This window comes from Streptomyces sp. NBC_01176, from assembly GCF_045039825.1.
GTDB lineage: Bacteria > Actinomycetota > Actinomycetes > Streptomycetales > Streptomycetaceae > Streptomyces.
Genome location: NZ_CP108600.1, coordinates 1,756,826 through 1,782,786, shown reverse-complemented (window position 1 = coordinate 1,782,786; position 25,961 = coordinate 1,756,826). Strand labels below are relative to the sequence as shown.

21 protein-coding genes and 1 pseudogene are annotated in these 25,961 nt (G+C 71.3%); 9 read left to right on the top strand and 13 right to left on the bottom strand.

Annotated elements, in window-relative coordinates:
- Positions 1-13: 13 nt before the first annotated feature.
- From OG199_RS07445 to OG199_RS07435, 3 genes are read right to left on the bottom strand one after another with little or no spacing between them, the layout of a single operon-like run.
- Positions 14-811: a phosphatase PAP2 family protein gene (locus tag OG199_RS07445; protein ID WP_401810533.1), complete on the bottom strand. Its 798-nt coding sequence runs from the start codon at positions 809-811 to the stop codon at positions 14-16.
- Positions 812-1,765: a YihY/virulence factor BrkB family protein gene (locus OG199_RS07440; RefSeq protein WP_356809446.1), complete on the bottom strand. Its 954-nt coding sequence runs from the start codon at positions 1,763-1,765 to the stop codon at positions 812-814.
- Positions 1,766-3,508: a diacylglycerol kinase family protein gene (locus OG199_RS07435; RefSeq protein ID WP_405828685.1), complete on the bottom strand. Its 1,743-nt coding sequence runs from the start codon at positions 3,506-3,508 to the stop codon at positions 1,766-1,768.
- A 329-nt stretch (positions 3,509-3,837) separates the two neighbouring features.
- Between OG199_RS07435 and OG199_RS07430 the strand changes: the two genes are divergently transcribed.
- On the top strand, positions 3,838-4,008 hold the full coding sequence (locus OG199_RS07430; RefSeq protein WP_054229772.1) for a hypothetical protein: 171 nt from the start codon (positions 3,838-3,840) through the stop codon (positions 4,006-4,008).
- A 281-nt stretch (positions 4,009-4,289) separates the two neighbouring features.
- On the opposite strand, the gene OG199_RS07425 is transcribed toward OG199_RS07430, so the two are convergent.
- A complete protein-coding gene (locus tag OG199_RS07425) occupies positions 4,290-4,715 on the bottom strand; it encodes an SRPBCC family protein (protein WP_356804454.1) in 426 nt (141 codons plus the stop codon).
- 32 nt (positions 4,716-4,747) lie between these two features.
- Entirely contained in the window at positions 4,748-5,761 is a 1,014-nt protein-coding gene (locus tag OG199_RS07420; protein ID WP_356804455.1) for an aldo/keto reductase, read from the bottom strand.
- A gap of 141 nt (positions 5,762-5,902) precedes the next feature.
- Between OG199_RS07420 and OG199_RS07415 the strand changes: the two genes are divergently transcribed.
- A complete protein-coding gene (locus tag OG199_RS07415; RefSeq protein ID WP_401810384.1) occupies positions 5,903-6,802 on the top strand; it encodes a LysR substrate-binding domain-containing protein in 900 nt (299 codons plus the stop codon).
- Between the two features lie 278 nt (positions 6,803-7,080).
- Here the strand turns inward: OG199_RS07415 and OG199_RS07410 are convergent, their stop codons facing one another.
- The 3 genes and pseudogenes from OG199_RS07410 to OG199_RS07400 all read right to left on the bottom strand — a co-directional run bounded on the left by OG199_RS07410 (position 7,081) and on the right by OG199_RS07400 (position 12,136).
- Positions 7,081-8,958 (bottom strand): ABC transporter ATP-binding protein, encoded by a 1,878-nt coding sequence (locus tag OG199_RS07410; RefSeq protein ID WP_356804482.1) that lies wholly within the window; start codon positions 8,956-8,958, stop codon positions 7,081-7,083.
- 62 nt (positions 8,959-9,020) lie between these two features.
- A complete protein-coding gene (locus tag OG199_RS07405) occupies positions 9,021-9,950 on the bottom strand; it encodes a phosphotransferase (RefSeq protein ID WP_405828683.1) in 930 nt (309 codons plus the stop codon).
- Positions 9,951-10,689: 739 nt separating this feature from the next.
- Positions 10,690-12,136, bottom strand: a pseudogene (locus OG199_RS07400) (cellulose binding domain-containing protein).
- 410 nt (positions 12,137-12,546) lie between these two features.
- On the opposite strand from OG199_RS07400, the gene OG199_RS07395 reads away from it, so the two are divergent.
- A complete protein-coding gene (locus OG199_RS07395; RefSeq protein ID WP_401810381.1) occupies positions 12,547-13,392 on the top strand; it encodes a GntR family transcriptional regulator in 846 nt (281 codons plus the stop codon).
- A 37-nt stretch (positions 13,393-13,429) separates the two neighbouring features.
- Here the strand turns inward: OG199_RS07395 and OG199_RS07390 are convergent, their stop codons facing one another.
- Positions 13,430-14,506 (bottom strand): dipeptidase, encoded by a 1,077-nt coding sequence (locus OG199_RS07390; RefSeq protein WP_405828681.1) that lies wholly within the window; start codon positions 14,504-14,506, stop codon positions 13,430-13,432.
- Positions 14,506-15,828, bottom strand: coding sequence for an amidohydrolase family protein (locus OG199_RS07385; protein ID WP_405828680.1), 1,323 nt, complete (start codon positions 15,826-15,828; stop codon positions 14,506-14,508). Before OG199_RS07385 ends, OG199_RS07390 begins: the two co-directional genes overlap by 1 nt.
- 177 nt (positions 15,829-16,005) lie before the next feature.
- On the opposite strand from OG199_RS07385, the gene OG199_RS07380 reads away from it, so the two are divergent.
- Together OG199_RS07380 and OG199_RS07375 are read left to right on the top strand one after the other, a co-directional pair.
- Positions 16,006-16,782 (top strand): IclR family transcriptional regulator, encoded by a 777-nt coding sequence (locus tag OG199_RS07380; protein WP_401810376.1) that lies wholly within the window; start codon positions 16,006-16,008, stop codon positions 16,780-16,782.
- On the top strand, positions 16,779-17,732 hold the full coding sequence (locus OG199_RS07375; RefSeq protein WP_356804470.1) for an ornithine cyclodeaminase family protein: 954 nt from the start codon (positions 16,779-16,781) through the stop codon (positions 17,730-17,732). Before OG199_RS07380 ends, OG199_RS07375 begins: the two co-directional genes overlap by 4 nt.
- A gap of 90 nt (positions 17,733-17,822) precedes the next feature.
- On the opposite strand, the gene OG199_RS07370 is transcribed toward OG199_RS07375, so the two are convergent.
- Positions 17,823-18,416, bottom strand: a complete 594-nt coding sequence (locus tag OG199_RS07370; RefSeq protein ID WP_401810373.1) for a TetR/AcrR family transcriptional regulator — start codon at positions 18,414-18,416, stop codon at positions 17,823-17,825.
- Positions 18,417-18,495: 79 nt separating this feature from the next.
- Between OG199_RS07370 and OG199_RS07365 the strand changes: the two genes are divergently transcribed.
- Positions 18,496-19,806, top strand: a complete 1,311-nt coding sequence (locus OG199_RS07365) for an MFS transporter (protein ID WP_356804473.1) — start codon at positions 18,496-18,498, stop codon at positions 19,804-19,806.
- A 518-nt stretch (positions 19,807-20,324) separates the two neighbouring features.
- A complete protein-coding gene (locus tag OG199_RS07360) occupies positions 20,325-21,149 on the top strand; it encodes an NPP1 family protein (RefSeq protein WP_356804475.1) in 825 nt (274 codons plus the stop codon).
- A gap of 554 nt (positions 21,150-21,703) precedes the next feature.
- Here the strand turns inward: OG199_RS07360 and OG199_RS07355 are convergent.
- Positions 21,704-22,285, bottom strand: coding sequence for a TetR/AcrR family transcriptional regulator (locus OG199_RS07355; RefSeq protein ID WP_356804477.1), 582 nt, complete (start codon positions 22,283-22,285; stop codon positions 21,704-21,706).
- 118 nt (positions 22,286-22,403) lie between these two features.
- Positions 22,404-22,853 (bottom strand): lipocalin-like domain-containing protein, encoded by a 450-nt coding sequence (locus OG199_RS07350; RefSeq protein ID WP_405828676.1) that lies wholly within the window; start codon positions 22,851-22,853, stop codon positions 22,404-22,406.
- 225 nt (positions 22,854-23,078) lie between these two features.
- Between OG199_RS07350 and OG199_RS07345 the strand changes: the two genes are divergently transcribed.
- Both OG199_RS07345 and OG199_RS07340 read left to right on the top strand, forming a co-directional pair.
- Complete coding sequence (locus tag OG199_RS07345; RefSeq protein ID WP_356804480.1) at positions 23,079-23,708, top strand: isochorismatase family cysteine hydrolase; 630 nt, start codon at positions 23,079-23,081, stop codon at positions 23,706-23,708.
- Position 23,709: 1 nt separating this feature from the next.
- Complete coding sequence (locus OG199_RS07340) at positions 23,710-25,287, top strand: aldehyde dehydrogenase (NADP(+)) (RefSeq protein WP_405828674.1); 1,578 nt, start codon at positions 23,710-23,712, stop codon at positions 25,285-25,287.
- Positions 25,288-25,961 lie beyond the last annotated feature (674 nt).

Genomic DNA, 25,961 nt, shown 5'->3' with positions numbered 1-25,961 from the left:
CACCCACCCCGTCTCAGTGGGACACCTCCCGGCCGGCCGGACCCGGTTCCGGGTGGGCGCCGGTGAGCTCCGGCTCCAGGCCGCCGGTCAACTCGGCGTGCCCGCGGCCGGAATCGACGCGCCACGCCTCGAAGGCCCAGGCCGTCAGGGCGACGACCGCGAGCCCCAGCAGCCAGCCGCCCACCACGTCACTGAACCAGTGCACGCCGAGCGCGACACGGGTGAAGCCGACACCGAGCACCGAGACGACGGCCAGGCACCAGCCCAGCGGCCGCCAGGCGCGCGGGACCAGGGGCAGCAGGACGAGCAGCAGCACCGCGAACGAGGTGGTGGCCGTCATCGCGTGCCCGGACGGGAACGAGAACCCCGGGGCGTGCGCGACCGGATCCTCCAGGGACGGTCTGGCCCGCTCGACCACCGTCTTGACGAGCAGTCCGATCAGGCCGCCGGCCACGGCCGTCACGGCGGACCAGGCCGCCAGCCGCCACGCCCTGCGGTACACCAGCCAGATCGTGAGCAGCGTGACGGCCGTACGCAGGGTGACGGGATCCCACACCCGGTCCGAGAGGAAGCGGAGCGTGCTCGTCCAGGCGGGGTGTTCCAGCGCCGTTTCGTGCAGCCGTCGCGCGGTGCCCGCGTCCAGACGGCGGAGGGGCTGCCAGTGGCCCTCCAGGAGGACGAGCAGGAGCCCGAACGGCACGGCGGCGACCGCGGCGACGGCGGCCGACCCGAGCAGGCGGACACCGAACCTGCGGTCTGCCGCCCGGCGTCGCTGCTCACGGAGACGCAGGGCCACGGTTCGCACCGGCATTCACACTCCAGGGTCGGGGTGGATCGGACCGGGCCGCAGGGCCCGTGAGGCCTCCAGCTGCGCGGCGAACGCCAGTCCGAGGAAGAGGGCGATGGAGGTCAGATAGGCCCAGAGCAACAGCGACATGAAGGCGCTGAGCGGGCCGTAGATCGTGTCGAAGGATCCGCTCACCCCGAGGTACAGGCTCAGCAGCCAGGTCAGCGCCGTCCACAGCACGAGGTAGACGGCGGCGCCGAAGGCCAGCCAGGTGTAACCGGGCTGCTGCCGGCGGGGAGAGCGACGGAAGATCGCGCTGGCGGAGATGAGCGCGAGCAGGAACCCGACCGGCCACCGGATGATCTCCCAGGCGGTCCTGGCCGTGCCGTCGAGTCCGTACACCGTCACCGCCGCGGAGGCCAGGTCACCGCCGGCCACCATGACGACGAACCCCAGCCCCAGCGGGATCCCGGCGCTGAGCGACATCACCAGGCCGCGCAGGTACTTCCGGTGGAAGGGGCGGTCCCGCTCGTTCCCGTAGATCCGGTTGGCGCCGCGCTCGATCTGGCACATCGCCGTGGTGACGTTGACCAGGGAGAAGAGCAGACCGAACCAGAGGGCGACCTGCGCGCCGTCGCCCGCCGTCTGGCGGCTGCGCCGCAGGGCGTCGTCGACGACCTGGGCGCTCGGGCCCGCGGCGATCCGGTGGATCGTCAGCTCGGCGAATCTGCCGATGTCCTCCGAGTGCAGTGTCGTGGAGAGTCCGACGAACGCGATGGCGAGCGGGATCACGGCCAGCACCGTCTGCAGGGCGAGCGCCCGGGAGTGACTGAAGCCGTCGGCGTAGCGGAACCGGATGAACGAGTCGCGCAGCAGCGGCCAGCGGCCGTAACGGCGCAGGGACGCCAGCGCCTCGTCCGCGGACAGTTCCTCGCCGGACATGTCACGGGTCTCGGGGACCCTGGTGGCGGTACCCATTCACTTCTCCCGGGACGGCAGGAGCACGGTCAGGGCGCCGGGCCTGACCTCGGCGGTGAGACGGCGCCCCGGGCCGACCGGGTCTCCGTCGAGTTCGCGGGACTGCGGGGAGTCGAAGGTGAGTTCGGCGCGGCGGAAGGTGAAGAACTCCACCGGTACGCCGGCCCGGTCGCCGTCCCGGGTGGCGAGGGTGTCCACGGCGGTGCCCCGGGGCGTCCGGGACCGCCCGCGCAGCAGCGTTCCCACCGCGCGCATCCAGCCGCCGGGGCCCCGCGGGTCGAGGATCAGGAGGTCGAGAAGCCCGTCGTCGGGACGGGCGGACGGCAGGAGCGTCAACCCGCCCTGGACGGTGCCGACATTGGCGACGAGGACCATGCGCGCGGTACGGCGGAGGGCGGGCGCGTCGTCGAGCCGGATGGTCAGGCCCATCCGGGGGGTGCGCAGTGTGCTGATGCCCGCCAGGAGGTATGCGGGCCAGCCCACGGCCGACTTGGCGCGTTCGTCCGTGTGCTCGATCATCGCGGCGTCCAGGCCGGCCCCGGACATCGCGGCGAAGTGGGTGGGGGCGAGGTCGTCGCCCTCGATGTGCCCGAGGTCCAGTGCGTGCGACGTACCGCGCAGCGCGGCCTCCAGGGCCTCGGCGGGGGAGAGCGGCAGGCCGAGGTTGCGGGCCAGCAGATTGCCGGTGCCGCACGGTACGACGGCGAGCGGGACCCCGCTGCCGGCCAGGGCGTCGGCGACCACCCGGACGGTACCGTCCCCGCCGCAGACCACGACCAGCGTCGCACCGTCACGGATCGCGCGGGCTGTCTGCCCGCTGCCCGGGTCCTCGCGGGTCGTCTCGATGAAGACCGGCGCACGGTGGCCGTTGTGGTCCAGGACCCGTCGCAGGGACACCCGGGTGGCTTCGTCGGTCACCGTGGGATTGAAGATCACGGCCGTGGTGCCGTGGTGCTGCTCGGCGCGGGTGCCGTCGGCGGTCGGCGAGCCGGTCGAGGGCGGCGCGGTCACGGACTTGTCGGCCAGCAGGGCGCGCCCGACGATCAGCAGGGACAGGCCGCCGTTGACGAGTCCGCCCACGACGTCCGTGGGGTGGTGCATGCCGCGGTAGAGGCGGGCGATGCCCACCAGCAGCGGTATGAGGAGCAACAGCACCCCCACGACTCTCCGCCAGGGACCGCGCCCGCGTGCCAGCACCACTACGGCGAGGCCCGCGTACAGGGCGGTGGCGGCGCCGGTGTGGCCGGACGTGTAACTGGACGTGGGCGGGGACGCGTCGAGGCGGTCCACGTCCGGACGGTTGCGGTCCACCGACAAGGTGATGGCCAGAAAGACCAGCGACTGGAGGGAGACGGCGACGGCGAGGAAGACCGCCTGCCGCCACATCGGCAGACGGGGCAGCAGGACCAGCACCAGACAGGCCGCCAGGGTGAGCGTGATGACCGTCAGGGTGTTGCCGGCCTCGGAGCTGAGGAAGGACAGAGTGGTGAGGGTGCCGGTGCGGCCCCTCTCGAAGGCTTCGTCGACGCGGTCCTCGACCGTCAGCGGCCACAGACCACGCGCGGGGCCGGTGATCAGGAGGCCGAATCCCACCATCAGCGCGGCCTGGCACGCCGTCAGGGCGGCGATGCGCGCGGCGGTCCGCCCGATGCCTCGGGGCAGGGCCGCCGGCCTTCCGGAGCCGGCCTCCTCCGATGATGTACGAGGCAGTCCGGCAGGTCTTTCCGGCACGGCGGTCGGCATCGGGGCTCCCACGGATCGGTGCCTTTCGGCGGCGTTCGGCCGGGGGCGACTCCCCCGACCCACGCCGTCTGCCCCGGTAGCCGCCGCGCAGGCCTCCCGGACGCGGAATCGTCCGGTGGATCGTCACGCTGGGTGTCCGCCGAGACTCCGGCGCATGGCTGGGGTCTCCGGTGTGAGGTGTCCGGGTCGGCGAAGCCGGCGCCGGGGGAGGGACGTTGCCCCCTGCCGGGGCGGTTCCGTATTGCCGGTCCGAGGGATAAGAAACAAATAAACTTTGGGCGCATGGGCGGTTGTCGGCAGGGCACTCGGTGCTGCGGAGGTTGATAACTATGGTTCCCCTGCTTCTCGTTCTTCTGCTCGCTCTGGTCCTCTTCGGTGCCGGCTTCGCCTTGAAGGCCCTGTGGATCGTCGCCGTGATCGTGCTCGCCGTATGGCTGCTCGGTTTCGTCATGCGCTCCGCCGGAACCGGTGGCAGCCGTGGCCGCTGGTACCGCTGGTAGAGATCACCCAGTTCCCACCCGGTGGTGGTGCGGGCGGCCCCGGACCGATCGGTCCGGGGCCGCCCCGCGTTCGTGTGCCTCTTGCGTGAAGATGTCGGTATTGGTGCGCGCGCGCCGCGGAGCGGGGCAGGAGGACCATGTGGCCGGGAGGTCCGCCGTGCGCGCAGGGAACCCGCGCACCTCCAACACGGCGGGCTTCCCGGACCCGCCCGCCCGTGCGGCACGCGGCCCGCTCGACGGTCTTCGGCGGAGGACCGGTGGTGGCGGACGTCGCCCCCGTGTCAGCTCGCGGACGAGGTCAGGGTCCGGTGCAGCGCGGCCAGACCGTCCGTGTAGATGCCGTGGAACAGGGCGATGGCCTCGTCGTCGCTGATGCCGTCCGGCGTGAAGCTGCCGGACCACTCCACGCGGGCCCTGTCCTGCCGGGCGGTCTCGTGCACCGTGAGGGTGGAGAGATAGCCGGTGACGGGGAAGGGGGCCTGGAGGATGGAGTAACTGTAGGTCCGGGCCCTGTCGTCGAAGGCTTCGAGGCGTTCGACGATCACGCCGCCCTCCTCGTTGGTGAGACTGCGGACGCGTCCGCCGTCGGCGAGTTCGCTGGTGGGGATGTACGGCAGCCAGTCGGGCAGCGAGTCGAAGCCGCCGATGAGCTGCCAGACGAGGTCGGGCGAGGCGGGGATGTCGAGGGATGCGGTGGTCGTGGCCACGGGATTCTCCGTCGGGCTGGGGGTGACAGGGGTCAGGCGGCGGCGGGTACGGGGGCGTCCTGTGCCACCAGCCGCTCCGCGCGCAGATCCGCCCAGAACGCCGCGGGGATCTTCTCCGCCAGAGCGGCGATGTCCTCCGCGATCCGACCGGGCCTGGTGGCTCCGGGGATGGCGGCCGTCGTCGCCGGGTGGGCGAGGGAGAACTGCAGCGCGGCGGCCTTGACACCCACCCCGTGCCGCTCGGCCAGCGCCTTGATGCGCTCCACCTTGTCGATGATGTGCGCGGGCGCCTTCTGGTACTCGAAGTGGGTACCTCCGGCGAGGATTCCGGAGCTGTACGGGCCGCCCACCACGATGTCGACGTTCTGGTCCGCGGCGGCCGGGAGCAGGCGCTGCAGGGCCCGCTCGTGGTCGAGGAGGGTGTACCGGCCCGCGAGGAGGAAGGCGTCGGGCTTCGGTTCGTCCAGGTCGAGGGTGAGCTCCAGGGGTTCCACCCGGTTGACGCCCAGCCCCCATGCCTTGATGACACCTTCCTCGCGAAGCCTCTGCAGGACACGGAAGGCACCGGTGCGCGCGCTCTCGTAGGCCGCCAGCCACTCGTCGCCGTAGAAGTCCTGCGCCACGTCGTGCACCCACACGATGTCGAGACGGTCCGTCCGCAGACGCTCGAGGCTGTCCTCGATGGAGCGGAGCGTGGCGTCGGCCGAGTAGTCGTTGACCATCTTGTTCGGGCGGCCGTGTTCGAAGAGGCCGCCCTTCTCGCCGAGGTCGCGGCCGGACGGGTCCTCGACCTCGTCCAGGATGACCCGGCCGACCTTGGTGCTCAGCACGAACTCGTCACGGGGGTGCCGGGCCAGTACGTCGCCGAGCCGGATCTCGGAGAGGCCGGCGCCGTAGAAGGGCGCGGTGTCGAAGTAGCGGATGCCCTGGTCCCAGGCGGCCTCGACGGTGGCCGCCGCCTCCTCTTCCGGGATGGCGCGGAACATGTTGCCGAGCGGTGCGGTGCCGAAGCCGAGTGAGCCGGGCAGCGGGGGCTTGATGCTCATGGAAGATCCTCGCGGATAGAGATCAGGGACGGATTCGTCACGGTACGGGCGATCCGTCGGGCTTACGTGTTCGAGGTTAGGATCCCTACATGAGACTGTCCAAGACTTGCTTGGACAGAGTTGAGTCCTTTGAGGTCCTACATGCTTGACCTGCGACAACTCCGCTACTTCGTCGCCGTCGCCGAGGCCGAACACGTCGGTCGCGCCGCCGAACGACTGCACATCTCCCAGTCACCCCTCAGCCGGCAGATCGCCCAGCTGGAGAAGAACCTGGGACTCACCCTCTTCGAACGCAGCCAGCAGCGCATCCGGCTGACCTCCGACGGCCGGGTCTTCCTGACCGAGGCGCAGGCCCTGCTGCGCCACGCCGACCGGCTGGAGAACCTCGGCCGACGGCTCGGCCGCGGCGAGGAGGGCGGCCTGTGCATCGGATACGTGGCCGACGCGATGCACACGGGCGTCCTGCCCTCCGCCCTGCGCACGCTGCGTGACCGGCGTCCGGGCATTCACGTCGCGCTGTACGACCAGGAGTCGGCGGAGCAGTTCGAGGGTCTGCGGCAACGCAGCCTGGACATCGCGCTGGTGCGCACCCCGCCGCCCGGGGACGACCCGGACCTGGACTCGGCCCCGTTGCTGCGGGATCCGTTGCTGCTCGTGCTGCCCGCCGGACATCCGCTCGCGGAGCAGCAGGAGTTGACGCCGGACGCCCTCGACGGGCAGCCGTGGATCGCGGTGGGCGATGCCCCGGACCCGGCCTGGCGCGACACGTTCGTCGCGTCGTGCGTCGCCTCCGGCTTCACGCCAGACATCCGCCTCGACGCGGCGGATCCGCTCACCGCGCTGGGCCTGGTCGCTTCCGGCCTCGGCCTCGCACTCATCCAGAAGAGCATGGTGCGCGGTACCTCCGACGGCGTCGCGATACGCGAACTGCCCTGGTACGGAGGGTCTGTTCAGCTGTGGGCGGCATGGCACCGGGTCGATCTCCGACCCGTGGTGGCCGAGTTCCGCGAGACGGTCCTGATGGGACGGGGCGATGCGTGAGTACGGGGACGCGTGCGGGGAGCACCGTTCCTTCGGTTGCGGGTGTCGGGCGACCGGCACCCGGCACCGTGCGGGGAGCGGGGAGCGGGGAGCGGGTACCGGGTAGCGAGGAGCGGGGCGCCGGGCGGGGTGCCCGCGCCGTAAGTCGACTGCCGGGCACGGGTGTTCGCCGCTTCGTATCCGTGCTTCGAGCCGCCCGTGACGCACCCGGCCGGGTGGGCCAACGGGGCCGTGCCCGGGTGCGACACGGCCCCTCGGTGTCGGACTCGGCCCGGGAGTCAGCGGTCCTGGGCGAGGGCGTGAAGTTCGCCGAGGAGACTGCCCTCGGTGGCGACCAGGTCCTCGAAGCGGCCCTGTTCGCGGATGCGGCCCTGATCGAGCACGATGACCCGGTCGGCCATCCGCACGTTGTCGAGCCGGTGCGTGACCACGATCGTGATGCGGTCCGGAGCCATCTCGCGCAGCTCGCGGAAGATCGTGTGTTCGCCTCGCGCGTCCATCTCGCTGGTCGGCTCGTCCAGGACGAGGACGGCCGGCTCCCGGTACATCGCCCGCGCGCAGGCCAGCCGCTGCCACTGGCCGCCGGACAGCTCGTGCCCGCCCCACACGGACCGGGCCAGCAGGGTGTCGAGCCGGCCGGGCAGGCCTCGCAGGGTGGTGTCCATACCGACCCGGTTCGCGACCGCCCAGATCCGGTCGTCGCCGTCCTCGCGCGGCTGGCCGAGGGTGATGTTCTCCCGGGCCGTCAGGGGCCAGCGCCCGGTCCGCTGCGGGACGAGACCCACGTGCCGCCACACCGATTCCGCGTCCGCGGTGGCCAGGTCGGTGTCGTCCCACCGGACTGTGCCCTCGCCGGCCGTGGTCAGTCCGGTGAGCAACCTGATCAGGGTGGACTTGCCGGCACCGTTCTCGCCGACCAGGGCGACGACCTCCCCGCGGTGGAGGGTGAGATCGACCGGGTGCAGGGCCGGCGCGTCCTTGGCGGGGTAGGTGTAGCCGGCGCCCTCGAACCGGATCCGTCGCGGCGCCTCGACCCGCGTCGTGCCGCGGGCCGTGACCATGGACCCGACCTCGTCGACGAAGGTGTAGTAGTCGTTCAGGTAGAGGCCGTGGTGGAACATCACCGCGCCGTACCGCACGATCGAGTTGAGCGCGCGCCCCGCGGTCTGCGAGGCCACGACGGCCGTGCCCGCGAGCGCCGCCGTCATCGCGCCGGCGAGCACCAGAGCGGCGAGCGAGGCCCACATGCCGAGGGTGAACACCCCCGCCAGTGACGCGGCCAGCAGGGTCACGAGCAGGTACGGACGGGCGCCCTCGAGCTCGCGGCCCTCGACCCGGTCGCACATCGTCCGGTACCAGTAATGCAGGTACGGACGCATGGTGTTGGCGCGCAGTTCGTCGGCGAGATCCGCGGTGGTCAGCCACCAGCGCATCATGCCGCGTACGTTGCGGGCGGAGAGCGTGCGGTCGTGGACGCGGTAGTCGATGCGCGCCGCGATCACCCCGCCCATCCCGCGCGGGATCACGGACAGCAGGAGCACACCCAGCAGCAGTGGGTGCAGCGAGGTGAGGACGGTCGCCGCGGAGACCAGCTGGACGAGCCCGTTGGTGAGGGTCTTCGCGTCGTCGGCGAGATCGACGGCCCGCAGCGACCCGATCTCCGCCGCCTGGCTGCGGTCGCTGAAACCCTCGGTGTCGTAGGCGGAGAGTTCGGCGCGCATGTGGAGGTCGACCAGGGTGAGATCGGCGGCCGAGGCGATCTTCGGGTTCAGCCGCCGGGTCGCCCAGTCGGCGAGGATCCACAGGGCCGCGCCGCCGGACATCGCCACGATCGCGACGACCAGGGCCGGCCACGCGTGCGCCAGCCCGGCCCGCGGGTCGGAGGTGGTCAGCCGTGGCAGGGCCCGGGCCACGGCACCGAGCATCACCGCCGTCGCCACACCGGACAGCAGCTGGCAGACGACGATCGTGGCCGCCATGCGCCGGTCGACGGACCAGGCGAGCCGGGCCGTCTGCACGAGCGCCCTGGGGATCCGGCGGGCCATGTCCCACAGTGTCGCGTCGTCCATGGCGCGCCGGTGTTTGCGTCCGTTGTAGTCGAGTTCGGGCGGTGCGGCCGGCTGCGGAGCCCCGTCCCGTGCCGCGGGTACGGACATCGTCCTGCCGCGGTCGCTCGCCGCTTCCACGACGGGCGTGGTCTTCTTGCCGTGGGGCGTCGTCATACGAACACCCCCGCCGTGAGCCGGTTGAGGGTGCGCCGTCCCCGCGCCGTGACCTCGTGATCGGCGAGCGCGGGGCCCCGGACCAGACAGCGCACCGCGTCGAGAGCGGCCAGAGCCTTCAGCGCGTGCCGTTCCTCGGGAACCAGGCCGCGGCCGTATCCCTGGAAACACGCGGCCCGCAGGTCGGGCCGGTCCGCCCAGATCCCACAGCTCATCCGGACGAAGTCCTGGACGGCCGGGGCGAACCTGGCCCGCTCGAAGCCGATCCAGCCGGCCTGCTCCGTGGACCGGGACCACAGGAGGTTGCGGGGCCTGGCGGCACCGTGGATGAACGCGAGCGGCAGGGGCGGAAGGACGCGCAGTCGCTCGGTCAGATCGCGCACGTATCCATGCTCCGCGGCCGTGATCCGGTCGGCGGCGCGCCGCAGCAGCGGGGCGGCCCCGTCGGCCGCGGTCCACAGGGCCCGCTCGGCCTCCGTACGTCGGGGCCCGGACAGGTCGCCGGCCTCGTGCAGCCGCGCCAGCAGAGCTCCGCCCTGGCGGTGTGCCTGGACCTCCTCGGCGGGGGAGACGGCCGGGTGCCGGAGCGGGCGGCCCTGCACGGTGGTCAGCAACAGGGCCAGGTGCGCGGCGTTCGATGCGCGCAGCTGCGGCGCGCGGCCGGCACCGAGGGCCGGGACCGCGTGGCGCAGGGCGAGGGTCTCCCTTTCGTACGCCAGGGGCTGGGGCGAGACCTTCAGATGGAACAGGGCCCCGTCAGGACGGCGGAGAACCCAGACACGGGGATTGCCGCGGGAGTTCTCACCGGAGTTCGCACGGGCGGTCCGGCGGGGGCGCGGGGTGTCCGTCGTGACGGAGACCCGTACGCCGAGTTCCTTGCCGGCCCAGGCGAGCAGGGCCGGTGCGGGCATGGTCGAGTCGGTCACGCACCCCACCTCGACGACGGTCGTGACGCGGAGACGAACAGAGCGCGGCGCACGTCAACCGGGCGCCGGAGCGCGGCGGGCGAGAGGGCCCGAGCGGGAGGGTTTTCGAACGCAGACCGGAGGGCGGCGAGTACCAGTACGGGATGCACGGGATTCTCCTCGGTGGGGAAAGTGGTCGAAGCAAACCGGACAACTGCCCTGATCACAGGACCGATACGGGGTGCCCGGAGCGAATGATCGGGCGAAAGTTCGAATCGTGGCGGCGTGGGCAAGTGCTGTCGGCCCGATCGACCGGCGGCGGCCCGTTCGATTCACTCGTCAAGGGGACGGTGATGTCACCGTGGCCCGAACGGGGGATTGCGCGCGGCGTCGAGTGCACCGGTCTCCTTCGGCACGGCGTGGGTGTGGACTGCGGACGGCACCCTCGTGCACACCACTGACAATCAGCGGGGGAAGGGACTGCGATCAGGCCAACCCGGACGGGCGTCGCGCCGGCGGTCGGGTGGGGTCGCTCGAGCCTCTGGCCTGGGCCGGAGGCGGCAGAAAGGATTCTTGAACCGCGGGGTGACATCCCGTGGGGGAGCGGCGGCGAGGTTGGCTCGAACCGTGCGCGGCCGGGCGTCGATCCCGTTCCCGGTGCAAGGGGGTGTCACGGGGCCGCATGCGCGACGCCGGCCTCCCCTCGGTGACGATTCGGTGCATCGTCACGTCGGGGAAGCCGGCGTCGGGGTACGGCGGGTCAGGAGGCCGGGACCTCGTCCACGAACCTCGTTCCGGCGGTGCGGTACGCGGCCACCTTCGCGGCCACCTGGGCCGGGGTGAGGACCTGGTCCTTGACGTGCAGGACGTAGTCGACCTGCTCGTCGTAGGCGCGGGCCGTGGTCGAGGTCTGTCCGGCGAGGTCGATCAGCCACTGGTTGAAGTTGATCGACATCGGGCGCTCGGGCAGGTACTGGGCGTCGTGGGTGCCGAAGAGCTGCCCGTCGATGTAGTACTTGATGCTGCTGTTGTCGATGGTGAGCACCAGGTCGTGCCAGCCGTTGTAACTCTGGCGGCCTTCGGTGTGCTGGTTGACGGCCTGCCAGGGGTCCGGGTCGTACGTCTCCCAGGACGTGGTGTACAGGATGTTGCCGCTCTCGCCCCAGCCGCCGTTGGGCAGGTACTCGAAGTCGTACTCCGAGTAGTCGTCGGCCATCGGGGCCTTGAGGTCGTTGATGGTGAAGAAGGTCTGCACGAGGTGATCGCCGTCCGGTCCCGACTTGGGGGTGTCGGAGAACTTCACGCGGGCCGCGTAGGTGCCGTTCTTGAACTTCGGGCTCCTGGAGACGACTTCGGTCTGCCTGGTGGACTCCGCGGTGCCCGCGGTGGAGGTCTCCAGGTTCATCACCGTGTTGCCGGACACGGTGGGGAAGGTGACCTTCGAAGGGTCCCAGGTGGCACCGGGAACCCCGGGACCGCCGGAGTTGGAGCGGACGTTCCAGCCGTGGGCGGCGATGGCGGGGTCGGTGTACGACGCGTAGTCGAAGTCGTCGAACAGGCTCTGGCCTCCACCGGGCGGGTCGGTCGGATCGGTGGGGTCGGTGGGATCCGTGGGGTCGTTGCCCTCGGGCGCGGTGCCCCACACGGTCGTGCCGGCAAGCTGCCCGGTGACCTTGTTCCAGTCCGCGTACGAGGTCTGGGAGGGGTTGAAGGAGTAGTCGTCCGCCTGGTTCAGGGTCTGCCAGTTGGCCTGATAGAAGCGGAGTTGCATGTCGCTGGTGTCGGCGCCCGCTGCCAGTGATCCGGCCGCCGACGTGAAGCCGATCTCCAGGTAGCGGTCCGCGGTGGCGGTGGGGTTGCCCAGTACGCCGAAGGTGCCCGTGATGTTGGCACACCCCTTGACCGCCCAGGAACAGGCGAAGCGGTACGAAGCGGTACGAGGCACTCGCCGAGTCCGCCTTGAAGTAGTAGCGGATCTTCACCTGGCTCAACTGGACGGTTGAGGAACCGGTGTTGCGTACCTTGAACCAGGGTTCGCTCTGATCGGCGGTGGCTCCGCTCGCGCTGGTGCGGTACTGAACGGCGATGCCGTCGGCCGCGGCGGAGGCGGTCACGGTCATGGGAAGGGCGGCCAGGACGGTACTGCCCAGCAGAGCCGACAGTGCCAGGGCCACACGGCCTCGGCCGACGGGGGGACGGGTTCTCATCTGGGGGGTTCCTTTCAGGGGGACTCCCGCTGTGTGCGGGAGGGCCAGGGGGAAGGCGGCCGTCGGGGTGGCCGGGATGAGGGGCGTGCGGTGGGACCGGCACTGAGCACGGTGGTGCCGGGCAGGGTGAGCGGGCGGTACTTCGCGCTTCGCCTCCGGGGGCCTGACGACGGACGGCATACCGGGCTTGACCAGTTGACCCACTGGGTTTACCAGTTGGCATCTCGGTTGAAGGTGGCATAGACCAATGCGCGCGTCAACCCCCTTGTCCCGTAAGGGATTTGCGGAAGTGACGGATGATCAGATGGCGGCCGCAGCTGTATCCGGGTGACTCGGAACCATTTACCAGCGGACCAGTTATGGTCAGGGCCATACCAGTTCAACGTCCCGACGACGATCGAGAGTGCCGCATGGAGATCGACCCGGCCGCCTCCCGTGCGGTGCTCAAGCGTGAGAAGGTGCGCGACGCCGTCCTCGAACTGATCGAGGAGCGCCGCCCGGGCGACGCGATCCCCTCCGAACGCGCGCTGTGTGCCGAACTCGGCGTGTCCCGGCCCACGTTGCGCGCGGCGGTGGACCAGCTCGTCGTCGCCGGACTGCTGGTGCGTGAGCACGGCCGCGGCATGTTCGTGGCCGGCGAGAAGATCACACAGGAACTGGTTCCGGACCGGCGGATCTTCAGCCTGCCGCAGGCCGCGGGCACCTGGACCAGCAGGCTTCTCGAATTCAGCACGCAGCGGGCCGGTGCGCGGGTGGGACGCAAGCTGCGCATCTCACCCGCGGCCGAGATCCGCTATGTGGCGCGCCTGCGGCTCGTCGACGGTTCACCCATGGCCATCGAGTACCTCCACGTCCCGGCGGACCTGGCGCCGGACCTCACCCAGCACGAACTGGAGAACGGAGATCTGTACCAGCACCTGAAGGAGCGCCACGGAGTCCAGGTCAGCGAGGCGGTGCAGGCGATCGAGCCCACTGTGGTGACCCGTGGCGAGGCGGACCTGCTCGACGTGCCGGAGTTGTCACCGGCTCTCCTCTTCGAGCGGCTCACCTCGGACACCCGCGACCGGCCGGTGGAGTACGTGCACTCGATCTACCGAGGCGACCGGTACCGCATAGTCTCCCGGCTGGCGCTCGGTCCCCGCGCCGAACACCCCTCGCCACCCGACGGCCATCATCCCGGCATCCCGCCGGGGGACCTCATGGCGGGTGAACCCGTCTCCTTCTCCACTCGGGGTGTGGTGCAGAGCGACCTGTGACGGTCGGTGGCGGGACGCTGGAGCGGGGCGACGTCGGTCAGGCAGCCGAAGGGGCCCAGACGCGCTCGGCGTAGTCGAGGAAGTTCGTGCCGAGAATCTTCTCGATGCGCCGCGAACCGTATCCGCGGGCCTCCAGCAGGCGGATCAGCTCCCGGAACTGGTTCACACCCCGTAGATCGATGACGAAGGGCAGGGTGTCGTCGCGCTCTCCCGCCGCGCCGACGCCGGCCGCGCGGCGCAGGGCGACGTGCTCGGCGAGGTGGGCGCGGTAGGTGTCGAGGTCGTCGATGGAGGTGACCGTCCCGTCGGTGCCGATGCCCACGTGGTCCTCGCCGCACACGTTCACGGCGTGCACGATGTGGTCGACGACGTCCTCGGCGCGGGCATGGCCGGACAGCGAGAGGAAGGGCATGAAGTAGATGCCCACGAATCCACCGCGGGAGGCGACCAGACGCAGCTCCTCGTCGGTCTTGTTGCGGGGCAGGTCGGCGAGGGCACGGCAGCCGGTGTGGTTGATGGAGACGGGCCGGCGTGAGTACGCGGCGGCGTCCAGGCAGGTGCGCTCCCCGCTGTGGGAGAGGTCGACCATGACGTGCTGCTCGTTCAGCGCGTCGACGACACGGTGCCCGAAGTCGCTCAGACCGCGGTTCTCCGGCGCCATCGAACCGTCGCCGATGTGATTGGCCTGGTTGTACGTGAGTTGGACGACGCGCACACCCAGGTCGGCGAAGGTCGCGATCCGCCCGGTGTCGTCGCCCACGGCCACGGCGTTCTGGAAACCGTAGATGATGCCGATCCTGCCCTCGGCACGGGCGCGACGGATGTCCGCGGCCGTACGGACCTTGACGAGGTCGGCGGAGTGGTCGCGGACGAGCGCGTCCCACACGGCGATCTCGTGGAGGGTGTGCTCGTACGGAGGCAGATCGCCCATCGTGTAGCCGAGGGTGATGTTGACCGCGGTCAGACCCGAGGCGTGGGCGTCGGCCAAGGTCCTCTTGTCGATGGTGAGTTGCTCGCTGGACGGGTTCAGCTGAGCGGCGGCGTCCACCGAGGCGGGGGCGTTGGGATTGTCCAGCTGCCCCAGCGCGTTGATGATCATGGGAGTGTCGGTCATCAGGATCCCTCGGGGTCGGTGCGCTCGAACTCGGCGCGCTCGAAGCGGCGTCCGCGTTTGACGGTGAGTGCGATGGTCCGCAGATTTCCTATGTCGTCGAGGGGATTCTCGTCCAGGACCGCGAAGTTGGCGAGCTTGCCCGCCTCGACGCTGCCCATGACGTCCTCGGCGTCCGCGCTCCGGGCACCCACGAGCGTCGCCGAGTGGAGCACCTGGTCGGCCGGGATCCCACAGCGCCGGACGAGGAAGTCGAGTTCCTCGTAGAGAGCGGGAAACGGGGCCCCGGGGTCGGTCTCGTAGTCCGTCCCGGTGGAGATCGCGACGCCCGACCGGTGGGCCTGGGCGGTGAGGGCCGCGGCGAGGTCCGCGTTGGCCCGCGCGCGGGCGGCGGACTCGGGCGTGTCACCGGCCAGGAGATCGCTCAGCCACATGCCGGCGGTCGCGTCCAGGACCGTGCCGCTTTCCTTCATCCGCGCGAAGAGCGCGGCCAGCCGTGGTTCGTCCCCCGAGGCGAACCGGGAGTGGTCGACGGCCGGCTTGTCGCGGTAGCTGATCAACCGATCCTCGACCGCCTCGAAGGGAAGCAGCGTGACGTGCGAGAGGCTGTCGGCGCCGGCCGCGACGAGGTCGCCGGGTGTCGCCGGGAAGACCGTGGCGTGGGCCCAGACGTGGACGCCCTGGCGGTGCGCCTCGGCGGTGATGGCGGCGACGGTGTCACGGTCCAGGTCCGCGTAGATCTTGATGGCGGTCGCATGGGTACCGCGCGCCATCGCCACGGCCAGCGGAAGGTCCGTGTCCGCGGTGATCGCCTGCATCCACGGCACCTCGCCCGGCGTCCCGCCCCGGGTGACCTGGTGGGTGCGCGGATCGTCGAAGAAGCCGGGCCCCGCCATCAGGGCGGCGTACCGGATGTCCGGGCCGGGGATCTCGCCGACCAGGGTGGCTCTGGCGAGGTCGCCCACGTGGCGCAGGTCGTCGGCCATGTCACGGACGGCCGTGACGCCTCCGAAGGCGAGCCGGCGCAGCACCGCCTCGGCGGCGGGCCGGTCGGGCGGGGTGGCGAGGTGCTGGTGGGAGTCGATCAGCCCCGGCACGACGAAGCGTCCGTCGAGATCGAAGACCTCGGCGTCGGTGGGCAGGTCGGCACCGATCACGCGGTCGTCACCGACGGCGCGGATGTCCGGGCCGTCGACGACGATCGTCGTCGAGGGCCGGAGGGGACCGCCGGTGCCGTCGAACAGAGTGGCACCCCGGTAGACCGCGACCGTGCCACGCGCCGCGGGGGCGTAGGGGGTCGGTGCGCCCGGGCTTTCGTCCGCCATCTTCACCTCTCGGCAGGACTGTTACGCTCAGCGCAACAGTCGTATCGTCACTGGAAACAATCGGCACTGTACCCCCGTCCCGCCCGGCCTCCGCAAGGCCCCCGGCGCCGACGGAGCCCCGATGCCGGTCGAGCCCCGGTCCCCTGCCGAGACCCGATGCCACAAGGAGTGCTCCCCATGCCCGAAGCCCCCCGCACGGCGGTGGACAAGGCGCTGGACCTGGTCGAGGCTGTGGCCCGCTCGCCCCAGCCGCCGCGCCTCACCGACCTGGCCGAGGCCGTGGACCTGCACCGGGCGACCGCGTACCGGATTTTGCTGGATCTCGTCCGCCGCGGCTGGGTGCTGCGCGCCGGCGACCGCTACCTCCCCGGCACGGCGGTCCTGCAGCTGTCCTCCGCCGCCACGCGCCACTCCCTCGTCGCCCTGGCCCGGCCGGTGCTCCTGAGCCTGTCCGAGGCGACGGAGATGATGGTCAACCTCCAGGTGCTCGAGGAGGACCGCTCCCGAGTGATCGACGTCGTACGGCCCGAGCGCCTCGGCATGATCACGCGCCTGCTCGGCGAGGCACTGCCCGTCCACCGGTTCGCCGGCCCGCTGGCCCTGGTCGCGGCGCTCGAACCGGGGGCGCGCGGGCCCTATCTTCGCCCGGCCGAGGAGGCGGGACATCCGCTCGACGGCCCCGAGGGACTGGTGGCGGAGATCGAACACACCCGGCGCTCCGGGTTCGCCGTCGAGCACGGCCGCAACGAGAAGCCGGTCGCCTCCCTGAGCCGCGCGGTGGTCGTGGACCAGGGATCCCCCCTCTGCGCCCTCACCGTGGTGGGTCTCGACGCGGAGATCGACTCGGCGCGACTCCTCCTCCTGAAACAGCGACTGCGCGAGGCCGCCGAGGAGCTGGGGCGCGTGCTCTCCCGGACCGGACCCGGCACCGCCGCGACGGAGGTGCCGGCGTGACCGGGGTCCTCGTCCTCGACCGGGCCCAGACCCGCGCCGCCCTCGACCCCTCGCGCGTCATGGAGGCGGTCGCGACCGCACTCGTCGCCATCGGCCGGGACGAGGTGTCGGCGCCGCCGAGGATCGCCGCGCGCACCGCGAGCGGACTGCTGGGCGCCATGCCCGGACACGTTCCGGGGCTCGGCCTCGCGGCCAAGCTCGTCTCCGTGTTCGGCGATCCCGACCGCCCGGGCCGCAGCGCGCACCGCGGGATGGTCGCCCTCTTCGACGCCGACGACGGCCGGCCCCTCGCCCTCATGGACGCCGAGTCCCTCACCGGCATCCGGACGGCCGCGGCCGCCACGTGGAGCGCCCGTGCGCTGGCGGTCGCGGAACCGGCCGGCCCGGCGACCGTGATCGGCACCGGCGCCCAGGCCCGCGCCCAGGTCGCCCTGCTCGCGGCGCTCGATCCCGCCGCACCCGTCGTCGTGGCCGGCCGTGACCAGGGGCGGGCGCGGCTCACCGCGGACCTGCATCCCGGGGGAAGGGCGGCCACGGATGTCGAGGCGGCGGTCCGCGCGGCGGGCGTCGTCTTCTGCTGCACCGGTGCCACCCGGCCCGTGGTGCGACGCGACTGGCTCGCGGCCGGCACCCACATCAGCTCCGTCGGCGGTTCGCACGGTCCCGAACTGGACACCGGCACCCTGCGGGACGCGGCCCTCTTCGCCGAGTGGGCGGGCGCGGCCACGGCCGAACCCCCGGCCGGGGCACATGAGTTGCAGGGTCTTCCGGCCGGGCGGACGGTCACCCTGCTCGGCCGTGTGCTCTCCGGTGACCGGCCCGGACGGCAGGACGCGGACGAGCTGACCGTGTTCAAGTCCACCGGGCACGCCGCCCTGGACGTGGCCGCCGCTCATGTCGTCCATGCCGTCGCCTCGGCCGCCGGGTGGGGGACGAGGGTCGACCTCTGACGACGACGAGGACCGACCTCCGAGGACGCCCGGACACGGACGCGGTGGTCCGTCGCCCGCACCCGTGCCCGGACGTCCTTCCTCACCCTGTCACCGGGGGGTGTCCCGACCGGGGGACACCCGGCACCGGATCGTCGTGAGCAGCGTCGCCACCAGGCCGCGCGCCCACTCGCCGGAGGCGGGCTCCCCGCTGAAGATCGCGCGGTAGTACAGCGGGCCGAGCAGTGTGTCGACGGCCGTGCCCACGCTCGGCACCTCGCCGCCGCGAGCCCGCTCCCGCTCGATGATCGCGCCGAGTTGTGCGTGCCGGTCGGCCGTGCAGGCGCACCCGCCGTCCGGACCCGAGCCGATGGTCGCCCGCATCAGGGCGAGGACGTCGGGGTCGGCGAGGTCGGTCGCCACATCGCTCGTCCAGCGCTCCAGGTCGCCCGACAGGGAACCGGTGTCCGGGACCACGACGTCGCCGCTGAACCGGCTGGTGGCGACGTCGTTCAGGAGCTGCGCCACCGATCCCCAGCGCCGGTACACGGTGGTCGCGTGCACACCGGCGCGCGCCGCGATGACGGGAATGGTCAGCGCCTCGACCGGCTCTTCGGCGACCAGTTCCTCGACGGCGCGGTGAACGGCCGCTCGCACCTTCGCGGAGCGGCCGCCGGGACGGGCTTGGGCAGTTGCTTCGGTCATACGGAAATTATCGCACTCATCGCTGCGTTAGGGCTACGGTAGTTAACGCAACGATCACTGCATTCGGAGAGGGCGCCGCATGTCTGACGCACCCACGCGCTACAAGAACACCCCGGCAACCGAGGCAGCCCCGGTCCTGGCCGGGCCGCCGGACGGCCGTGCGCGACGCGGGCTGAGCCGGCCGGTGGCCTTCGCCTCGATCGCGGCCGTCTTCATCCTGTTCATGGCCGCATCGAGCGCACCGTCGCCGCTCTACGTCATCTACCAGCAGGAATGGAGCTTCTCGGCCACCACGCTCACCACCGTGTTCGCGGTGTACGTGGTCGGCATGATCGCCGCGCTCCTCGTGCTCGGGGCGCTGTCCGACCACATCGGCCGCCGGCCCGTCCTGGCCACGGCCATCGTCCTCGAAGCGGTGGCGATGGTCCTGTTCGTCGTCGCCGGCGACGTCTCGATACTTCTGACCGCCCGCTTCGTACAGGGCATCGCCACCGGTGCGGCCATGACGACACTCGGCGCGACCCTCGTCGATCTCAACCCGCCCCACGCACCGCACCGCGCCGGCGTCATCACCGGCGCGGCCCCGACGTTCGGACTCGGTCTGGGCGCGCTGGGCTGCGGTGTCCTGGCACAGTACGGGCCGCACCCGACCCGGTTGGTCTACGTGCTGCTGCTCGCCGGAGTGGTCATCGCCGGTCTGCTCGTCGCCCTGCTGCCCGAGACGGCACAGCGCCGGCCGGGTGCCGCACGGTCGCTGCGGCCGCGGCTGGGCGTCGCTCCGCGCCTGCGCTCGGACCTGATCGCCCTCGTGCCGATCCTGGTGGCGAGCTGGGCCCTCGGCGGGCTGTACCTCTCGCTCGGCCCGTCCGTGGCCGCCAACCTGTTCGGTCTGTCCAGTCATGTCATCGGCGGCCTCGTGGTCACCCTGCTCTGCGGTCCCGCCTCGATCACCGTCTTCCTGCTGCGCGGCTGGCCCACCGAGCGCACCCTCGCCCTCGCGGCCGTCCTGCTGCTCGTCGGCACGGGGGTGGGTCTGGCCGGGGTGGAGGAGCACTCGCTCACGATGTCCGCGATCGGTACCGCCGTCGCCGGTGTCGGCTTCGGCGGGTCGGCCCTGGCCAGCTTCGGCACGCTGGCCCGGATCGCCGAGCCGGCCGAGCGGGGCGAGCTGTTCGCGGTCGCGTTCGTCATCTCCTACCTGGCGTTCAGCATCCCCGCCGTGGTCGCCGGGTTCGCCGCCACGAACGTCGGCCTGCACGAGACCTCGGTCGTCTACAGCGCGGCCGTCATCGGCTTCAGCGCCCTCGCGCTCGCCGCCCAGTGGCTGCGCACCGCACGTGCCAGGAACGCCGACCGTCGCGACCGGATCGCCGGGGTCCAGGACTGGTGACGACGCTCCCGCACCGCCCGCGGATTCCGCGCGGTCGGTGCGGGGCCGTGTATTTCTGTGTCGGCCGAGCGGGACCGGATCGCCCTGGGAATTGCCCGATATGACGACGTGTCGGGTGACCGCGGCCTTGCCGAAATCAGCGCCTTCGCAACGGATTTCACAGAGTGGGCGCTGCCGGAACTCGTACCGACAGGCGGGCTTCGGCCGCAACTCGGCGCGCACGTCCTCCCGCGCCCGGACGGCGCCTTCCGGTTGGCGGGGCCGTCCCTTTCTCAGCCAACTCCCCTTGACCACAGGGCGGTTGAGCCCTGGCGGCGCATGCGGCAGGTTTTCCCCGGGTGGTTCACAGGAGAGCCCGCCGTAAAGTCCCTGTTTCCGAATGCTCTTGAAAACTTGGCCTGTACATTACAGATTACTCGTCTGCGGGACATGGAGATCACGTCTTATGGGGGCAGGAGTGATCTTGCTGTGAAGCGACGCCGCAGCGAACGGTTACCGAGTTCTTCGAGAGGGCGGAAATGAGAAACCTGTCATCACCCGGAGCACGTCAGCCCGCTCCCGGACGCCTGAAGCGCAAGGCGTCCTGGTTCGGGGTGCTGTTCGGCGCCACCGTCCTGACCGTCGCGCTCCCTTCGGCGGTGGCCCAGGCGGACAACCTGCCGAACCTGCCGCAGAACGCCGGAGGTTACGAGGCGTCGTTCTCGCCCGCGTACGACTACGACGGCGACGGCTGCTACCCCGTCGCCGCCATCGCTCCCGACGGAACGCTCAATCCCGGTCTGAACACCACGGGTGCCGTCAACGGCAGCTGCCGTGACCAGTCCGACCTCGACCGGACGCAGACCTACGCCCGCTCGAAGTGCAACAACGGCTGGTGCGCCGTCGTGTACGCCAGCTACTTCGAGAAGGACCAGGCCGTGGCCGGCAGCGGACTCGGAGGACACCGCCACGACTTCGAGCACGTGATCTCCTGGATCAACCAGGCGACCAATCAGGTGGAGTACGTCTCGACCACGCAGCACTCCAGCCAGAAGACCTACGCGCGGTCCGAGGTTCGGTTCGACGGCTCGCACCCCAAGGTCGTCTACCACAAGGACGGTCTGGGCACGCACTTCTTCCGGCTCGCCAACAACAACGACGAGCCTCCGGAGAACCACTACCACAACTGGCGTCAGCCTCCCATCGTGGACTGGAACGGCTGGCCCAGCATCGAGCTGCGCGACCGGCTGATGAACGCGGACTTCGGGTCGGCCACCATCAAGACCACGGACAAGGACGACCGCTTCCGCAATCTCCTCAACGCCTCCAAGCCCGCCGGGATCCCGTTCGACCCATGGAACTGAGCCCGGGACCGAAGCGGGCCCGCGGCTTCTCGCTCCGTACCGGGCACGGGACGTGGGCGAGTACCCCGCAGGAGACACCGGGGCGGAGCGCCGTTCGTGGAGCGCGCAGAGGTCGACGAGGCAGTCGTAGGTCGGCCGTCGCAGGGTGACGGCCTGAACCGTCACCGACCCTGTCCGCTGCCGCGAGACGTCCACGTCGCCAGGACGCCGTGGAGCCCGACCCGAACCCGGGTCGGGCTCCACGGCGCGGCGCTGTCCGGGGACGGGAATCCGCGGGCCCGAAACCGGCGGACGACACGACGCGCCACGCCGGGCTGAGCGGCGGCGATTCGCCGATCCGCGTCATAGGGCTCCCCACGGGACAGGACGGTCACGCTCGTCCTCGGAGCTCACGGCGACGAGTGACCGCGGAAGTCACCAGGGCGCATGTCCTCATCGGGCGGCCGGGGCCGCCGCTCGGGAGGAGGTACCACTCGTCGCTCATGGCCGCCCTGCCGCCCCGCCGCCATGTCGTCCGCCATCCGCGCCGGTCCTCCGGCAGCGGGCGCGCGCGATCAGGACTGTACGGGCTCGCCCTTGAGCCGCGCGGCCACCGTCCGCAGAAGCTGATCGGAGAGCTCGGGGTCGGCGACCGCGCGCGACATCAGCAGCGCCCCGACCATCGCACTCAGCGTGAGCATGGCGTCGGCCCGTGCCTCGTCGGAGTCGTCGCCGTCCGCCGTCCCGCTGATGAGCTCCAGATAGCTGCGCACCTGCTTTTCGTACGCCTCCTTCATCTCGGCCTCGCCGCGACCCGCCGCGGCGCCGAGCGTCACCACCGCGCAGCCCGTTCCCGGAGCGTCGCGGTGGCGGGCGCTGAGGTAGGAGTCGATCAGTCCCGTGCGGGGCTCCTCGCGGTTACGGCGAGCGGCCCGCGCCATCTTGGTCTCCCCGTCGACCAGAGCGAGGGCGGCGGCCTGCCGCATCAGGTCGTCGCGCGAGGAGAAGTGCTTGTAGAACCCGCCGTGGGTCAGACCGGCCTCGTTCATCAGCTCGGCGACGCCCGGGCGGGTCAGCCCCTCCTCGCGGATACGGCGGGCGGCGATCCGCAGGACCCGGTCGCGCGACTCCGCCTTGGCTGCCTGGGAGTGACCCATGGCAAGACCTCCCGATCTGCGACGACACGCCGCACCGATCACATGTGGATGACGGACATCATATCCCCTGTCCGGATCGGCCTTCCGGGCCGCCGGGCGGGCCGCGAGGGAGTGAGGGTCATCGCGCGCGCTCCCAGACGAGGACACCCGTACGGCGGGCGCCCCAGATCGGGGCGGGCTCGGGCAGGGACAGTCGGAGCCTGTCACCGTCCCGGTCGGCGACCCTGGCCTGGGTGGTGCCCACCCAGTTGGGAAACAGGCTGAGCTCGACGTGGTGGACCACGAGGTCGTCCTCGGGAACCTCGTAGGTCCCGCCGTACGCCAGGTAGCCGACGGCCGCCGCGGCCAGTTCCTCGGGCAGCCCCTTCTCGAGGCGGCCCTGCCGGAAACGGGGTCGCAGCGGACGCATGATCTGGGCCGACATGTGACCACTGGGTGTGTAGGTGATGAGGCCCTGGGGTCGCGGACCGAAGGGCTCGACGACCTCGCCGTCGTCGACGGCGGTGGCGCGGTACGACACCAGGCGCCAGGCGCCGACGAGGGTCTCGCGCAGTTCATCGGGATTCATGGGGTTCCTTACCGGCCGTGGCCTTCGAGGCTCCGTGCCGCCCTCGTACGGGGCTGTGGCGGAGGGGCGGTGTCGGGAAATGTGGATGATGGTCATCATACAGACAAGCCCTGGCGGAGCGCCTGCGAGCTACCTCACGTTGACATTCAGGATGACGCTCACCATCCTGAATGTGGATGAGAACAGTCATCCAGAATAGAGCGGGAACATCGAGAAGGACGCACCATGACGGACATCTACGACCCCACCCGCACCGCGGTTCTGCTGGTCGATCCGTACAACGACTTCCTGTCGGAGGGCGGCAAGATCTGGCCCGCCGTCCGGCAGGTGGCCACCGACGTCGGCCTGCTGGACAACCTGCGCGCCGTCATCGCCGCCGGCCGCCGGGCCGAGCTGCGGATCGCCTTCGTCCCCCACCGCCGCTGGCAGGAGGGCGACTACGAGGACTGGGACCACCCCAACCCCACCCAGCGGCTGGTGCAGGAGCGCCACAGCTTCGCCCGGGGCACCTGGGGCGGCGAGTTCCACCAGGATCTCCAGCCCGCCGACGGTGACGTGATCGTGCAGGAGCACTGGGCGCAGAGCGGTTTCGCCAACACCGATCTGGACTTCCGGCTCAAGCAGCACGGCATCACCCATGTGATCGTCATCGGCCTGCTCGCCAACACGTGCATCGAGTCCACCAGCCGCTACGCGATGGAGCTCGGCTACCACGTGACCCTCGTGCGCGACGCCACCGCCGCGTTCAAGCCCGAGATGATGCACGCCGCCCACGAACTCAACGGCCCCACCTACGCCCACACCATCACCACCACCGCGGAACTCCTGCGGACGCTGGAGAACGGAGAGCACTGAGATGACACTGACCGGACACCTGCTGATCGGTTCGTCGAACGTCCCGGCATCCGCCGGCACGATGAAGGCACTCGACCCCGCGACGGGGGAGTACATCGGACCGGAGTTCGCCTTCGGCGGCCCGGCCGAGGTCGACCGTGCCGCGCGCCTGGCCGACGAGGCCTTCGACAGCTACAACCGCACCGGACCGAAGGAACGCGCCGCGTTCCTCGACCTGATCGCGGACCGGCTGGACGGGATCAACCAGGAGCTGGCCGAGCGGGCGGCCCTGGAGACCGGCCTGCCCGTGGCACAGCTCCAGGGCGAGACCGCCAAGGCCGCCTCCCAGTTCCGGCAGTTCGCCGACGTGGTCCGCGCGGGCCGCTTCCGCGACGCCGCCATCGACCCGGCGCAGCCGGAGCGGCAGCCGCGGCCGCGGATGGACCACCGACTGCAGAAGATCGCCATCGGGCCGGTCGCCATCTTCGGCGCGAGCAACTTCCCCATCTCGTACTCCGTCGCCGGCGGCGACACCGCCTCCGCGCTGGCGGCGGGCGCCCCGGTCGTCCTCAAGGCCCACAACGCCCACCCGGGCGCCTCGGAGCTCCAGGCGCGCGCCATCCGCGGCGCGGTCATCGACTCAGGACTGCACGAGGGGGTGTTCTCCATGGTGCGAGGCGCGGGCAACGAGATCGGTGAGGCACTGGTGGACCACCCGCTGATCAAGGCGGTGACCTTCACCGGCTCCGAGCGCGGCGGGATGGCGCTGTACCGGCGCGCTCAGTCGCGTCCGGACCCGATCCCGGTCTTCGCCGAGATGACCAGCGTCAACCCCACCTTCGTCCTGCCCGCGGCGCTCGCGGCGCGCGGCGCCGAGACCGGTGACGGATTCGCCGAGCGCATGCTCGTCAACGTCGGCCAGGCCTGCCTGAAGCCTGCGATCCTGCTCGCCGTCGACGGCCCGGGCTACGCCGAGATGCGTGACGCGGCCACGGCACGGGTGAACGCCATGGGCGCGCGCACCATGCTGACCCCGGGCATCCACGACGCCTACGACCAGGGCGCGCGGCGACTGGTCGAGTCGGGCGCCGAGACCCTCACCGAGGGCCCGGAGCCCCAGGGCCCGTGGGAGGGCCGCTCACGGCTGCTGGAGGTCGACGGGGAGCGGTTCCTGGCGGAGCCCGGCCTGGCCGAGGAGGTCTTCGGACCGGCGGCGCTCCTGGTACGCCTGACCGACCTGGACCAACTCCTCGAGGTGGCCCGGACCTTCCGCGGTCAGCTGTCGGCGACGATGCACCTCGACGAGGCCGATCACGGGGACGCGGCACGACTGCTGCCGATCCTGGAACGGCGTACCGGCCGGATCGTGGTGAACGCGTTCGCCCACCCGCAGGAGGTCGCGGACGCGACCATCCACGGCGGCCCCTTCCCGGCCACCACCGACAGCCGCTTCACCTCGGTCGGTATGACGTCCATCGACCGTTTCCTGCGACCCGTCACCTACCAGGGCTTCCCCGACGCGCTGCTGCCGGACGCGCTGGCCGCGGACAACCCCCTGGGGCTGCCGCGCCTGGTCGACGGACACCTGACCCAGGACTGACGTACCCCCGCGTGCCGGTTGCTCGGTGAGCAACCGGCCGTAATACGGCGTCACTTGACGACGGGGTCCGGCTTGCGCGGGCACGGGCGGGCCGTACCGGCCGGTCGCTTCGAGCGGCGGAGGGGAGCGGCCGGGCCCGGCCACCGCGGCGGCGGGTGGTGCGGCGACGGCCGGGAGGCCGGGCCGGGCCTTGCCGCAAGACCCCTGCGTGGCGTGCTGTCGGGCGGGCGGAGCGGATACCGATGCCCGCCCTCCTTGCGTGCCGTCTCCATGACCACACGTCAAGGTCTCCACCTGGTACGGCAGGAGGGCCGGCCGGCCTGCCGGTGGACCGCGTGCCCAGCGCGGAGACGCCCGCGCCCAACCGCCCGGACCGTGCAGCCCCGGCCGCGTCGACCTGCACGTAGGTCCAGCGGAGCCAGTACTGCGCGCAGGACCCACGGAGCCGGTACTGCCCGCAGAACGTGCGCGGCCGGTACGCCATCGACCGCGTGCCCCCGCCTCCGGGGTCCCGCAGCCCCAAGAAGCCGTTGTCCTCCCCGTTTCGGGGTCCCGAGTGGTCCGCGCCGAGCACTCCGGACCGATCCGCACCGGGGCAGGACAACGGCCTCTTTGCTGACGGAGTGACAAATGTGCAGGTCACAGGCCACTTTTACGGTTGTCCGGTGCGTTCT

Bases quoted from the DNA above. Each gene is read 5' to 3' on its own strand.
- OG199_RS07445 (WP_401810533.1), bottom strand. From the start codon at position 811: ATGCCGGTGCGAACCGTGGCCCTGCGTCTCCGTGAGCAGCGACGCCGG.
- OG199_RS07395 (WP_401810381.1), top strand. From the start codon at position 12,547: ATGGAGATCGACCCGGCCGCCTCCCGTGCGGTGCTCAAGCGTGAGAAG.
- OG199_RS07345 (WP_356804480.1), top strand. From the start codon at position 23,079: ATGACGGACATCTACGACCCCACCCGCACCGCGGTTCTGCTGGTCGAT.
- OG199_RS07440 (WP_356809446.1), bottom strand. From the start codon at position 1,765: ATGGGTACCGCCACCAGGGTCCCCGAGACCCGTGACATGTCCGGCGAG.
- OG199_RS07385 (WP_405828680.1), bottom strand. From the start codon at position 15,828: ATGGCGGACGAAAGCCCGGGCGCACCGACCCCCTACGCCCCCGCGGCG.
- OG199_RS07360 (WP_356804475.1), top strand. From the start codon at position 20,325: ATGAGAAACCTGTCATCACCCGGAGCACGTCAGCCCGCTCCCGGACGC.
- OG199_RS07415 (WP_401810384.1), top strand. From the start codon at position 5,903: ATGCTTGACCTGCGACAACTCCGCTACTTCGTCGCCGTCGCCGAGGCC.
- OG199_RS07365 (WP_356804473.1), top strand. From the start codon at position 18,496: ATGTCTGACGCACCCACGCGCTACAAGAACACCCCGGCAACCGAGGCA.
- OG199_RS07355 (WP_356804477.1), bottom strand. From the start codon at position 22,285: ATGGGTCACTCCCAGGCAGCCAAGGCGGAGTCGCGCGACCGGGTCCTG.
- OG199_RS07420 (WP_356804455.1), bottom strand. From the start codon at position 5,761: ATGAGCATCAAGCCCCCGCTGCCCGGCTCACTCGGCTTCGGCACCGCA.
- OG199_RS07340 (WP_405828674.1), top strand. From the start codon at position 23,710: ATGACACTGACCGGACACCTGCTGATCGGTTCGTCGAACGTCCCGGCA.
- OG199_RS07370 (WP_401810373.1), bottom strand. From the start codon at position 18,416: ATGACCGAAGCAACTGCCCAAGCCCGTCCCGGCGGCCGCTCCGCGAAG.
- OG199_RS07390 (WP_405828681.1), bottom strand. From the start codon at position 14,506: ATGACCGACACTCCCATGATCATCAACGCGCTGGGGCAGCTGGACAAT.
- OG199_RS07350 (WP_405828676.1), bottom strand. From the start codon at position 22,853: ATGAATCCCGATGAACTGCGCGAGACCCTCGTCGGCGCCTGGCGCCTG.
- OG199_RS07430 (WP_054229772.1), top strand. From the start codon at position 3,838: ATGGTTCCCCTGCTTCTCGTTCTTCTGCTCGCTCTGGTCCTCTTCGGT.
- OG199_RS07435 (WP_405828685.1), bottom strand. From the start codon at position 3,508: ATGCCGACCGCCGTGCCGGAAAGACCTGCCGGACTGCCTCGTACATCA.
- OG199_RS07410 (WP_356804482.1), bottom strand. From the start codon at position 8,958: ATGTCCGTACCCGCGGCACGGGACGGGGCTCCGCAGCCGGCCGCACCG.
- OG199_RS07380 (WP_401810376.1), top strand. From the start codon at position 16,006: ATGCCCGAAGCCCCCCGCACGGCGGTGGACAAGGCGCTGGACCTGGTC.